Source organism: Maribacter sp. BPC-D8, assembly GCF_035207705.1.
Lineage (GTDB): Bacteria > Bacteroidota > Bacteroidia > Flavobacteriales > Flavobacteriaceae > Maribacter.
On the sequence record NZ_CP128187.1, the window covers coordinates 4057767 to 4070399 of the forward strand.

The 12633-nt window shown below is 33.3% G+C and carries 16 protein-coding genes; 12 read left to right on the top strand and 4 right to left on the bottom strand.

The window, feature by feature from the left end:
* Positions 1 to 35: 35 nt before the first annotated feature.
* From QSV08_RS17840 to rpmA, 3 genes are all read left to right on the top strand, one after another.
* The gene (locus QSV08_RS17840) at positions 36 to 491 is read left to right on the top strand and encodes a DUF4199 domain-containing protein (protein WP_324025057.1); all 456 of its coding nucleotides are present in this window, start codon (positions 36 to 38) and stop codon (positions 489 to 491) included.
* 96 nt (positions 492 to 587) lie between these two features.
* Positions 588 to 1253, top strand: a complete 666-nt coding sequence (gene rplU / locus QSV08_RS17845; protein WP_324025058.1) for a 50S ribosomal protein L21 — start codon at positions 588 to 590, stop codon at positions 1251 to 1253.
* A gap of 40 nt (positions 1254 to 1293) precedes the next feature.
* Complete coding sequence (gene rpmA, locus QSV08_RS17850) at positions 1294 to 1554, top strand: 50S ribosomal protein L27 (protein WP_091620949.1); 261 nt, start codon at positions 1294 to 1296, stop codon at positions 1552 to 1554.
* 64 nt (positions 1555 to 1618) lie between these two features.
* Here the strand turns inward: rpmA and QSV08_RS17855 are convergent, their stop codons facing one another.
* The 3 genes from QSV08_RS17855 to QSV08_RS17865 all read right to left on the bottom strand — a co-directional run bounded on the left by QSV08_RS17855 (position 1619) and on the right by QSV08_RS17865 (position 4783).
* Complete coding sequence (locus tag QSV08_RS17855; RefSeq protein ID WP_324025059.1) at positions 1619 to 2959, bottom strand: hypothetical protein; 1341 nt, start codon at positions 2957 to 2959, stop codon at positions 1619 to 1621.
* 57 nt (positions 2960 to 3016) lie between these two features.
* A complete protein-coding gene (locus QSV08_RS17860) occupies positions 3017 to 3538 on the bottom strand; it encodes a 5' nucleotidase, NT5C type (protein WP_324025060.1) in 522 nt (173 codons plus the stop codon).
* Positions 3539 to 3679: 141 nt separating this feature from the next.
* Positions 3680 to 4783 carry an SDR family oxidoreductase gene (locus tag QSV08_RS17865; protein ID WP_324025061.1) on the bottom strand — a complete coding sequence of 368 codons (1104 nt, stop codon included), beginning with the start codon at positions 4781 to 4783 and terminating at the stop codon, positions 3680 to 3682.
* Positions 4784 to 5015: 232 nt separating this feature from the next.
* Between QSV08_RS17865 and QSV08_RS17870 the strand changes: the two genes are divergently transcribed.
* Entirely contained in the window at positions 5016 to 5600 is a 585-nt protein-coding gene (locus QSV08_RS17870; RefSeq protein WP_299321776.1) for a DUF3332 domain-containing protein, read from the top strand.
* Positions 5601 to 5673: 73 nt separating this feature from the next.
* Here the strand turns inward: QSV08_RS17870 and ahcY are convergent, their stop codons facing one another.
* Positions 5674 to 6990: an adenosylhomocysteinase gene (gene ahcY / locus QSV08_RS17875; protein WP_324025062.1), complete on the bottom strand. Its 1317-nt coding sequence runs from the start codon at positions 6988 to 6990 to the stop codon at positions 5674 to 5676.
* A gap of 82 nt (positions 6991 to 7072) precedes the next feature.
* Here ahcY and QSV08_RS17880 point away from each other — a divergent pair, with 82 nt between their 5' ends.
* The 8 genes from QSV08_RS17880 (at position 7073) to QSV08_RS17915 (ending at position 12573) form a co-directional block, all read left to right on the top strand.
* Positions 7073 to 7711, top strand: a complete 639-nt coding sequence (locus QSV08_RS17880; protein WP_324025063.1) for a 4'-phosphopantetheinyl transferase family protein — start codon at positions 7073 to 7075, stop codon at positions 7709 to 7711.
* A 22-nt stretch (positions 7712 to 7733) separates the two neighbouring features.
* Positions 7734 to 7994: a thiamine-binding protein gene (locus QSV08_RS17885; RefSeq protein WP_324025064.1), complete on the top strand. Its 261-nt coding sequence runs from the start codon at positions 7734 to 7736 to the stop codon at positions 7992 to 7994.
* Positions 7978 to 8610 carry a nicotinamide riboside transporter PnuC gene (gene pnuC, locus QSV08_RS17890; protein WP_324025065.1) on the top strand — a complete coding sequence of 211 codons (633 nt, stop codon included), beginning with the start codon at positions 7978 to 7980 and terminating at the stop codon, positions 8608 to 8610. Before QSV08_RS17885 ends, pnuC begins: the two co-directional genes overlap by 17 nt.
* The gene (locus tag QSV08_RS17895; protein WP_324025066.1) at positions 8571 to 9134 is read left to right on the top strand and encodes an ATP-binding protein; all 564 of its coding nucleotides are present in this window, start codon (positions 8571 to 8573) and stop codon (positions 9132 to 9134) included. The genes pnuC and QSV08_RS17895 overlap by 40 nt, the downstream gene beginning before the upstream one ends.
* Entirely contained in the window at positions 9131 to 10669 is a 1539-nt protein-coding gene (locus QSV08_RS17900) for a DUF4301 family protein (protein WP_324025067.1), read from the top strand. The genes QSV08_RS17895 and QSV08_RS17900 overlap by 4 nt, the downstream gene beginning before the upstream one ends.
* Before the next feature lie 207 nt (positions 10670 to 10876).
* Positions 10877 to 11179: a hypothetical protein gene (locus QSV08_RS17905; protein ID WP_324025068.1), complete on the top strand. Its 303-nt coding sequence runs from the start codon at positions 10877 to 10879 to the stop codon at positions 11177 to 11179.
* A 153-nt stretch (positions 11180 to 11332) separates the two neighbouring features.
* On the top strand, positions 11333 to 11638 hold the full coding sequence (locus QSV08_RS17910; protein ID WP_324025069.1) for a hypothetical protein: 306 nt from the start codon (positions 11333 to 11335) through the stop codon (positions 11636 to 11638).
* A gap of 617 nt (positions 11639 to 12255) precedes the next feature.
* Positions 12256 to 12573, top strand: coding sequence for a hypothetical protein (locus QSV08_RS17915; protein ID WP_324025070.1), 318 nt, complete (start codon positions 12256 to 12258; stop codon positions 12571 to 12573).
* The last annotated feature ends 60 nt before the right edge of the window (positions 12574 to 12633 follow it).

The window sequence follows — 12633 nt, forward strand, 5'->3', positions numbered from 1 at the left end:
TTTATCTTAAAAGTCTAAACAAAAATATACTCGTTATGAATAACTATGCTCTACCAATTAGATTTGGCGTCGCTGCCAGTGGTTCTTTGATTGCCTATTTTTTAATCTTGTCATTACTTGGGCTACATGTAAATGTATTTTATAGTCTTTTTAATGCTGTAATTACAGGCTTTGCTATTTTTGAATCGATAAAATATTACAAATTAAAGAAGGGAAGTGATTTCACATATGCTGGCGGATTTATGGCAGGTTTAATAACAGGTGGTGTTGCAACTTTAATATTCACACTATTTTTTACATTGTATTCCACCGAGCTTCAACCAGGTTTTTTAGAAGAGCTATCTACAAAATGGGCAAGTACTTATCGTAGTTTTGAGGCTATCGTATTTTTAGTGGTTGCAGTAATGGGTTTTACGACAAGCTTGGTATTAACGCTATCTTTTATGCAACTATTTAAGACTTCGAACACTAGAAGTATGAAGAGAGCGTAAAATTCGTAAAAAACACTTGTAAATTCACGATTAACAACTATATTTGCACCCGCCTATGGAAAAAATCCATCAGGTTTAATCATTACATTTAACAATATGTACGCAATTGTAGAGATGGCAGGGCAGCAGTTTAAAGTTGCAAAAGACCAGAAAGTGTACGTTCACCGTTTACAGGTAGAAGAAGGTAAAAAAGTCACTTTTGACAATGTACTTCTTTTGGCTGATGGATCGAACGTTACTATCGGCGCCCCGGCTATAGACGGAGCCGCAGTAGAGGCTAAAGTCGTTAAACACCTAAGAGGTGACAAAGTAATCGTTTTTCATAAGAAAAGACGTAAAGGTTACAGAAAGAAAAATGGACATCGTCAGTCTCTTACAGAGATTGTAATTGAGTCTATTATTTCTAAAGGAGCTAAAAAAACTGAAACTAAAAAAGCTGAACCAAAAGCTAAAAAAGTTGAAGAAAAAGTAGCACCAGTTGCAGCTAAGCCAAAAGCTAAAAAAGCTACAGGTAAAGCTGATGATTTGAAAAAAGTTGAAGGTATCGGACCAAAAATCGCTGAGACCTTAAACAATGCAGGTATTTCTACTTTTGCTGAATTAGCAAAAACAGACGCAGCTAAAATTTCTGAAATTATTGCTGACGTTCGTGGAAATCACGTAACTGACACTTGGCCAAAGCAAGCACAATTAGCTGCTGATGGTAAATGGGACGAGTTACAAAAATGGCAAGACGAATTAGATGGTGGTGTAGCTAAATAAGCTAAACCATTAAGTATAATAAAATTTAAAACCTTAGACAATGGCACATAAGAAAGGTGTAGGTAGTTCGAAAAACGGTAGAGAATCAGAATCAAAACGATTAGGAGTTAAGATTTTTGGTGGTCAAGCTGCAATCGCTGGTAACATTTTAGTTAGACAGAGAGGAACAAGACACAATCCTGGTGAAAATGTTTACGCAGGAAAAGATCATACATTACACGCACGTGTAGATGGTTTAGTAAAGTTTACTAAAAAAGCTGGTGGAAAATCATTTGTTTCCATAGAGCCTTTTGAAGCATAAGCTTTAAGCAAATTATTTAAAAAACCCTCTTCAGCAATGAAGAGGGTTTTTTTGTACTAATATTTTAAATAGAGTGAGCAAACTCTATATTCTTGGAGAGTTGTGGATGTAGAAGTAGGGTATTGATTAATTGAATGTTAGTATTCGGCTCTTTGTTTCGGATAACCGTTAAGGAACCTCCGTAAGTACCACCATGTTCTTCGTAATTGTCAATATAAAAATTATGCTTTTTAATATATAAATCCTTTAATTCTATTTGTTTATTGTCGATTAGTTTAATCAATTTTTTTGAAAGATTATTGATAAGAGTTTTTTGTTTTTTATTTAGACAATACACCCCAGGTATGAGTGCTCGTTGTTTGAATTCCAGCTTTATAAGAATTTCTCCTTTCGGTACGTAATCTTTTGTATGTCTTTTGTGAGCTTTTAAATGCTCTAATAACCTTTTTTTTAAATCGTTTTGATAAGTATTCCGTAGAATATCTAGTTCTAACTTAATATTATTAGGAATTTCTTTTTCAATAGTTTCTCGCCAATTACATAAAACTGGTAAGTGTTGTTTGATTAGGTAATCTAAATAACTCTCAGTTTCTTTTATTTTTTGAACTTTCCCTTTATTCTCATCATCGAAATATGAGATTCTAAGCTTTTCAGTGTGCTCTTGCCATTCTATATATTTTTTAAATTGTTGTTCGCTTAATATAGATTTTTTAAAAGTTTTTTCTAATTCCCATTCTTCAAATTCGCTCAAAATTTCTCCACTAGAATCTTTACTGGTTTTATTTTCTCTGTAATTATAAATTAGCTCGGCTTGCTCGTTTGTTAAATTTAGAGATTCATTCATATTAACTATCAATTCTATTTGACCTTTTAGAATCCAATCTTCATTTAATTGATCTACCTTATAAAACTCTTTTAATTGTTCTTGGTTTAGAAAAGTTTTTAATTTTTCATGGGCTATTTTTAAATATATTTTACGCCTATGGTTTACTGTATAATCTTCTACTTTATAGCCAGATTTATCACTCGTTTCCCTTTGAATTTTTTGAAGTATTTCTTGAAGTTCTACTAATTCATTGTCGCTCAGTTTTAAAGAAGCGTATTCCTTTTTTTTGATTTCAAATCTTCTTTTTTCAAAATCTTGTTTTTCGTAATTACTTTTTAACTCTTGTTTTATTTCTCTAAATTGACTTCTTTGTTTATCATTTAATTTTCTGTAAATGGCCTTATAATAGCGCCAGCGTTCTATTTTTTCATCATAATCAGGATCAATACTCCATGCATAATCTTTGAGCTGCTTATAGGTCAGTTCATCAATTTCGAGAATCTGCCTTTTAGATAGGTTTAACTGCTCACCATACTGATCTGTAACTGTTATTGTGTTCTTAATTTTAGGATGGGCCATAGGGTAAGAATGTAAGGAACAAAGTGATACACTTTAAATATAAATAATTTAGAGTAATTACAGCAACTTCTTCCCAATCTCAAACCACGTATTAACACGTTCAAATCCTTCGGTATTTACGTTATGGGGTGATGTAAATTGTAAACTTCTGCCATCAAAAGCTTCTAGATTAAAACTTCTATCATCTATTAAAATATCGCCTTTCAGAATGTGTTTGTGACCACAAAGAATTCTATTTTGCCAAGGTATAAAAGGAAAGTGTTCGTCTAGCCATTCACTTTTTTCTTCTAAAGAATTTGGAAACTGCATAGCTGCCGAAGCAATATACACTTCATGCTTGTCAGAGAGCTGAGATAATATTTCTTGACTGCCTGCAATAGGTTTTAAGTTTCTAAAGAAACCCTTTCTGGTAGCATGTTTGCGAACACTATCTTGATGTGCCTCTGGCACCATACGCCATACTTCGGTACCCGAGCATAAACCTTTAGTAAGCTCGCCGTTAAACTCAGTATTATAAATTTCTATGTGTGCGCCATAGGTATCAGCGATTACCTCGTCCATGTCAACAAATAGTATCATAATTTTTTGATTTTTATTAGAATAAAGATAAAACTTAATATAGTTTCTGTTGGACTATAATATTTTTTGCAAACAGTGTAATAAACCTTTTTTGAAATGAGAATTTAACTTCTGTGGCAACCATAAAATCACTTAATACCACTACCATTTTTGATTTCTAAATTCGTTGGTTTTGGCAAAAGTTATCGTGCTTCCTAGATACTCCTCTAGATTATATTTGGGTATGGGCAAAATTTTCTCTAGTTCGGTCGTGTCCCACTCACATGGCTTAGAAGTTAGGTAAGGAGTGATATGGATACCAATAGTTTCATAATAAAATTTTTCTAATTTAGACTCAAAACCTGTTGTGGCACTTATAATATTTGGCGTAAGCTTAAAGTTTTCAAAATCTATAGTTTCTAATATTCTAGAAACACCTCTTGTAACATGTGTTGTTTTAGAATGTACAATGTTTAATTGTTTTATAGTGGTGTCAAATACTTTTACAATGACCTTGGCTGCATAATCTGTTGGTATAATGTTTAAACCACTATTTGAATTGGCGGTAATTCTAATTATATCTGTTGTAGTGGTATTATAAAAGAATTTAGCGAATAGATAAAAGACCATGTACTTAGAAATAAAAAAACTAGGCTTGTTGGTTATATTTCCACCTAAAACGCTAGGTCTTAAAATTTGTACAGGTATGTTTTGGGCTGCTCCAGCTTGGGTTAAAAATTGCTCTGAAGCAAATTTAGACGCCTCATAATGGTTTCTATGACTTTTAGGTTTCATTTGCAAATAGTCGTTAGAAATGAGTCCGCCAACATTGCCAGCTGAAAAGGCGGTACTTATGTAAGTAAACTTCTCAATAAATGGAGTATAGGTTTCAAATATAGATTTAGTGAATTCAAAATTCTCTTTAAAGATTTCAGCTTTAGCTTCAGGTCGTGTTGAAAGATTTACAAAACCTGCTAAATGTATGAAATGACTGATTTTTTTACCATTTAAAAATTGTTCGGGTTTAAAAATATCTTTAGCAGAGATGACTACGGTTTTAGAGAGAATGTCTTTAAGATTATTTTTAATGAAACTAGGTGCAAACTCACTATTAAACATATTTAAAATACGTTTCTCTGGTGAAATCGTTTTCTTTTCACGTACAGGCACATATAGTTTTTCTATACCGGAAAACCGTTCTTCTAATAGAGAGAATAAAACCTGAGAACCTAAAGTTCCTGTAGCGCCGGTAATTAAAATTATCATGATAATATTGATTGAGGCTGCAATATCGTACTAAATAAAGAAATTAATAGCGTCTTTTAACAAAGGAGAGTCTCTTGTGTAGGGTTTGAGTTGATGAGTATTGTAATTTATTTGTGAATAGGTTATTAGATACACGCATCTATATTTTTGAAGTCAATAAAAATTTTCTTTAGGCTATTTTCATGAAGGGTTAAGTTATAAATTGAGCTCGTAATTTAAAACAAATCATATCATGAAAAAATCAATTATCTGTGTTGCAATGGCGAGTACATTATTATTCTCTAGTTGCTTAGGATCTTTTAGCGCGTTCAATAATTTAAAAGATTGGAACCAAGGGTTGTCTGATAGTAAGTTTGTAAACAACTTGGTATTTTGGGGCTTGAATATAATTCCGGTTTACGGGTTATTCTTTATAGGAGATGCTATTATTTTCAATGTAATAGAGTTTTGGGGTGGGTCTAACCCAATTGCGATGGAAGAAGGAGAGTCAGAGACTCAAATGGTAGAAAGGGATGGAAATACCTTTGAAATGACCGCAACAAAGAATAGAATGCAAGTGACTGTTGTTGATGGACCTAAAAAAGGAAAGAAAATAGATTTAGTTTATAAGCCAAGTGAAAAGTCTTGGAACGCTGTAAGACCAAATGGCGAGATTATAAAATTATCATCTTTTGAAGAAGGTTTTTACATCGTTTATATGCCAAACGGAAAAGAGGTTAAAATTAATCCGTTAAGCTCTAAAGAAGAAGGTTTGGCTCAAATTAAAGAGCAAACAGATTGTTACTATTTAGAGGGTATGTTGGCAGAAAATAACTAATCCGAAGAAAGTATAAAGCATAAAAAAAGTCCTGATTTTCATCAGGACTTTTTTAGTTTCTAAAACCAAAGTTTTAGTATCTGTAGTATTCAGGCTTGAAAGGACCTTCAACAGTTACACCGATATAATCAGCTTGGTAATCTTTTAACTCTGTAAGCTCAGCTCCTAAACGAGACAAGTGAAGTTTTGCAACTTTCTCATCTAAATACTTAGGTAGCATATAAACATCGTTCTTATAATTAGCACTGTTTTTCCAAAGCTCTATTTGAGCTAGTGTTTGGTTGGTGAATGAATTACTCATTACAAAACTAGGGTGCCCGGTTGCACAACCTAAGTTTACCAATCTACCTTCTGCCAAAATGATTAAATCTTTACCATTAATAGTATATTTATCTACCTGTGGCTTAATTTCATCTTTAGTGCTACCATGGTTTTTGTTCAACCACGCCATGTCGATTTCATTGTCAAAATGACCAATGTTACAAACGATAGCTTTATCCTTTAGAGCTTCAAAATGTTCAGCTCTAATAATATCTTTATTTCCGGTAGTTGTAATTACGATATCAGCGTTGCCAATAACCGTTTCTAATTTTTTAACCTCAAAACCGTCCATACAAGCTTGTAATGCACAAATAGGATCAATTTCAGTAACAGTTACAATAGAACCAGCACCTTTAAAAGAAGCAGCGGTACCTTTACCAACATCACCGTAACCAGCAACAACTATACGTTTACCTGCAAGCATAGTATCTGTAGCTCTACGTATAGCATCAACAGCACTTTCGCGACATCCGTATTTATTATCGAATTTCGATTTAGTAACCGAATCATTAACGTTTATAGCAGGCATTGGTAAAGTTCCTTTCTTTACACGCTCGTATAAACGGTGAACACCTGTAGTAGTTTCTTCAGAAAGACCTTTGATTTCTCCGGCCATTTCTGGGTATTTATCTAATACCATATTGGTAAGATCACCACCATCATCTAAGATCATGTTCAATGGTTTTCTGTCTTCGCCAAAGAATAATGTTTGTTCAATGCACCAATCAAACTCCTCTTCATTCATTCCTTTCCAAGCATAAACAGGTACGCCTGTAGCTGCAATAGCTGCAGCAGCTTGGTCTTGAGTAGAAAATATGTTACATGAGCTCCAAGTAACATCAGCGCCAAGGGCAGTCAATGTTTCGATAAGTACAGCAGTTTGTATTGTCATATGAAGACAACCTGCAATACGAGCACCTTTTAAAGGCTGCTCATTTTTGTACTCTTCTCTTAGTGCCATTAAACCTGGCATTTCAGCTTCTGCTAATTCGATTTCTTTTCTTCCCCAATCAGCAAGGGATATATCCTTAACCTTATAAGGCACATACGGAATAGTTTTCGTGCTCATATCTTTATTATTTTATACTTTCGTTAATCTGTGTACAGCAATTTTTAATTCGTGCAAAGGTACGAATAACACTAAGAATCCCATGCCGCTTTACAAAACTATAACAGTAAATGAAGAAACCTCCTTAGCAATTTGGAAGGTTGAAGAGACAGAAGAAAACCTGTGGACAGGTATTGAGCTCACGCCCTATTGTCAAAATCGATTTGACGGAATGAAATCTGAACTCCATCGTAAGGCATTCTTGAGTATTAGGCACTTACTTGCTAAATATGACTATACAGATGCCGATTTAATCTATCATGAAAACGGGAAGCCCCATTTAAAAGACGGCAAGTTTATATCGATTACGCATTCTCATAATTTTACGGGTATAATTATTAGTTCAGCCGAACATGTAGGTATCGATATTGAAATGCAGCGCGATAAAATTTTACGAATAGCGCATAAATTTACTCCGTTTGAGGAGTATAAAACCTTGGCAAATACTGCAGCGGTAGTTAGAAAGTTGACTATTGTATGGGGAGCTAAAGAATCGCTTTATAAAATATATGGTCATAGAGGGGTCAGTTTTTTACATCACATTAATGTGCAAGATTTTAAATTTGACGACTACAATACAACGGCACAAATTATTTTCGAAGGAAGTTTGTCTAACTATAAGATAAGGTTTTTAGAGTTTGAAGAATTCACCTGCGTTTACGCCACAAGAGATAAAGAATAGAATAAATTATAGCATACTATATATGGATATATCAGTAGAATTGACCTTTTCGCCATTGCAAGACGATTTTGAACAGCACATTATAAATTTCATTAAAAAACTTCGTGATTGTGGCTTAACCGTTTTAGAGAATCCGTTAAGCACACAGGTGTACGGATCTTATGATGAAGTAATGAACGTATTGAATACCGAAATTAAAACAGCATTTGAACTGATGGACCGCGGACTCTTATTCATGAAAATAGTTAAATCTGATAGAAGCGACTATGAGCCCCATTTTTGATTATCTCTTTGGTCAATATTCCGATTATGATACACTAGATATTATTCTAGAAATTGTAGCCGTCATTTTTGGGTTGCTTTCGGTATGGTTTTCCAAACAGAATAAGATTCTGGTATACCCTACAGGGCTAATCAGTACCTCAATATTTGTTTACCTACTTTTAAAGTGGGGGTTATTGGGCGATATGATGATCAATGCCTACTATTTTATAATGAGTTTGTATGGATGGTATATATGGACAAGAAAAGTAGATGCAGAGCATTATACGCCGATAACTAGAGTAACCAAAAAAGAAAATATCACCTCAGTTTTCATTTTTATAGGTACTATCATTTTTGTTTTTACAGTGTACCAGATTTTTGATAAATGGAATAGTTGGACGGCTTATGTTGATACCATAACAACAGCTGTATTTTTTGTGGGTATGTGGCTGATGGCCAAGAGGAAAGTAGAAAATTGGATATATTGGATCATTGGAGATTTAATATCGATACCGTTATACTTTTATAAAGGATTTACGTTTACTAGTTTTCAATATCTCATTTTTACAATATTGGCCTTTTACGGTTATAACGCATGGAAGAAAAATACAAACAAGAACCCTCAGATGTCTTAAAGGTTGTTCTTTTCGGACCAGAATCTACAGGTAAGACAACCTTGTCAGAACAATTGGCAAGGCACTACCATACCGTTTGGGTGCCAGAATATGCCAGAGATTATCTACAGGATAAATGGAATAATGAGCGAAAAACTTGTGAACCGCATGATCTGTTACCCATTGCCGAGGGGCAAATGGCATTAGAAAATAAGTTGGCGAAAAAGGCGACCGATATTCTTATTTGCGATACTGATTTGTTAGAAACTAAAGTATATTCAGAAGCCTACTATATAGGTGATTGTGATCCCGTTTTAGAAAAGTATGCCTTAGAGAATACCTATGATCTTTATTTATTAACTTATATAGATATACCATGGGAGGCTGATGATTTAAGAGATAAACCAACAGAAAGGGAAGAAATGTTCAATTATTTTAAAGATACTTTAGAAAAATACGGTAAAAATTTTATTACCTTGAAGGGGAACAAAAAACAACGTTTAGAAAAAGCCATTAACCATATAGATACCTTATTACATAAATGATTGAACTAACAGATAAAGACATTAAGCAATTAGCAGAAAAAGGAATTTCAAAAGAGCAAATGTTGAGTCATATCAACACCTTTAAAGAAGGTATACCTTTTGTAAAATTAGAGAATGCAGCCATAATTGGTAATGGTATTCTAAAATTCTCTGATGCTGAAGAGAAAGAGCTTATTTCGTTTTATGATTCAAAATTAAAAGATTTAGATATTTTAAAGTTTGTACCAGCTTCTGGTGCAGCATCAAGAATGTTTAAAGCGTTATTCAGTTTTTTAGGAGCTTATAATCCTTCTGAAGAAACTTTAGAGGGTTATTTGACCAGAACCAATGATAAAGATATTAAGAAATTCTCTGAAGGATTAGAGCGCTTTCCGTTTTACCAAAAGGTGATGGATAAATTAAATTTAAAATCTGATGCTGAAGGAGAAAAGGTTTTTAGTTTTATCGCTGAGCTTTTAGGTGAGAATGCATTGAACTACGGTTTTTTTCCAAAGGGATTATTACCATTTCATAAATATGAAGCTTATGCAGCTACACCATTTGAAGAGCATTTAAAAGAAGGTGCATTATATGCAGGTTCTAACGGAAAAGCAAATTTACATTTTACGATTTCAGAACAGCATGAAGAAATGTTTGATGAAGAGTTTAAAGCATCTGGTCCAAAAGTTTCTGCAGATACCGGTATTACATATAATGTAGACTATTCTTTTCAAAAACCTTCGACCGATACTTTAGCGGTAGATATGGACAATAAGCCGTTTAGAAATGAAGATGGCTCTGTGTTGTTTAGACCAGGTGGTCATGGTGCATTGATTCAGAATTTAAATGAGCAAGATGCCGATGTTATTTTTATAAAGAATATTGATAATGTTGCCGTAATGAAAGATGCTAAGGCGGTTGCCGATAGTAAAAAGGTTTTGGCAGGTGCACTATTAAAAGAGCAAGAAAAAGCATTTGAATATGCTGCATTACTCGATAAGGGCGATGTAGATGATGCACAAATAGAAGAAATCAGAAACTTTTTAGTTACGAACTTAAACGTTCGTTTCTCAGGTGACTTCGATTCAAAATCGAATACTGATAAAATCGCGATACTAAAAGATAGAGTAAATAGACCTATTCGTATTTGTGGTATGGTTAAAAATGAAGGTGAGCCAGGTGGTGGTCCGTTTTGGGTAACTAATGGTAAAGGAGAAGTTTCTTTACAGATTATAGAATCTGCCCAAATAGATATGGATAATACGCAACAGGCAGACCTTCTTAAGAATTCTACCCACTTTAATCCGGTAGATTTGGTTTGTGCTGTTCGTAACTATAAAGGTGAGAAATACGACCTATTAAAGTTCGTAGATGAAAAGCAAGGTTTTATAACAGGTAAAACAAAAGATGGTAAAGAACTAAAGGCATTAGAGCTTCCGGGATTATGGAACGGAGCTATGGCATTTTGGAATACAATCTTTGTAGAAGTGCCATTGGTAACCTTTAATCCTGTAAAAAGTGTAGTGGATCTTTTGAAAGATTCGCATCAGGCATAGGCAACTAATAAAATATGGAGTAAAAAAGTGTGTAGTTTCTACACACTTTTTCTGTTTAAACACGTTTTTACCCAATGCACTCTGAGTAGCTATTTGATTTAAATAAGTGAAAATCAATTATATAGATATATTTAAGGTGCCATATTTCGTATTGGCACAATTATTCTAATATACCTTTCAAGAATGTTTAATTTAAATATAAGAAAGATGAAAAAATTAGTATTTGCCACAGCTTTAGCCATAGGTAGTTTAACAATAGGTACTGCCGCAACTCCAATTATATTTCACGATGGTATCATGGAAGATGTCTTTTTACAAGACTATACAGAGATAGCAGCTTCTGATCTGCCAACACCAATTGTAAATGCATTAGCAACCGATTATGAAGGTGCAATGTTGAGTAAAGCATACGTTGATGATGAAAATAATTATAAATTAGAAATTACTTCACAAGATGGTGTTTCTAGTGTGCTTTATGCAGATGCTGAGGGTAACTGGTTAGAAATGTAGTAATTATAAGTTTGAATTAGTTGTTTATAAAAAGCTGCCTAGGCAGCTTTTTTACGTTTAAAATTTTAAAATTTCGTTAACTGATAATCCATATGTAAGATTACTCCGTAAGTATTTTAAGATTTAGAGTTATTAACGATTAAAATTATTAGCATGAAAAATTACGCATTATTAGTATTCTTGACTTTCGGAATCATGTTTAACGCAGCAGCAAAAACTAGTTCAGATATAGTTGAAACAGCAATTGTAGTTAAAACGGCTGACGAATACATAAAAATTAAATCGAGCGAATTAACACCGCCGGTGATTGAAGAAATATTAAAGCAGTACCCAACATCTAAACTTGGTGGAGTTTTTAAAAATGATAAAGGAGAATTTAAATTAATAATGGTACTTAAAAGCGGTACAAGAAAGACCGTATATATAGACCAGCACGGTAATTGGATCAATAAGAGATAGTCTTTTTATAGGGCGGAAATAAAAAAAAACTGCTAAATGCGGTTTTTTTTTTATTTAAAATGTGACCTACCAGAAAATGTTGTGTCTAAATAAGTGAAGCAAGTTATGAAACAATGGTCACACTAGTATTTATTTTAGTCTTAAGCACAGTTTTGATTTTTTCATTAGGTGTAATATCAAAATTATGTTTGGAGAAATAAATAATTAAAATATCACTTTCGCGTAAACACTAACCGTTAACTATGAAGGTGCCACCAGATAATTGTATTTGAAATAATCCCCCGGATTAGCATTGCCAATTTTAGTTGTTGTTGAATTGATTGAGGTGTTGATTTAAAATTTTAAGACAAGAGTTTGATAGGTGGTTTGAGGGGGGCTGCAATTTGCAGCTCCTTTTTTTTTGTCTTCAATAGTGTTCTAAGGTTATTCTTCAGTGATAATTTAAATGTGTAAAAATTACACAGTAGTATGCAGCGGGTACAACTTTACTCAGCTATCTAAAAGCTTTTAAAGATGTAAGTATCTGATAATCAATAATTAATTTGTAATTTTTTTATGGCACTCTTTTTTCTTTGTTAATAGTATTGATATGTATTATTAACTTAAATATAAAAAAGATGAAGACTTTATTTTTATTAGGAGCAATGACAATAGGAGGTTTTGCAATGAATGCACAAGATGCATTAGTTTCAGAAAATGGAATACAGCATAACCAGGTAAATGAGATTTCAATAGTAACAGAAGATTTCGAAGAAATTTCGGTTGCAGAAGTACCACAAGCAGTAACAGATGCAGTATCAAAGAATTTTCCAACGGCAAATTTAGATAAGGCATATACAAATGAAAAGAAACAATATAAGCTAGTATTATCTCTTGAAGACGGTACACAAGGTACAGTGTATGCAGATGAAGAAGGTAATTGGATAGATATGTAATTATAGAGAAACTTGTTTGTTCAAGTTGGTTTGGTCAGGAAAGGATAGCTAAAGGCTATT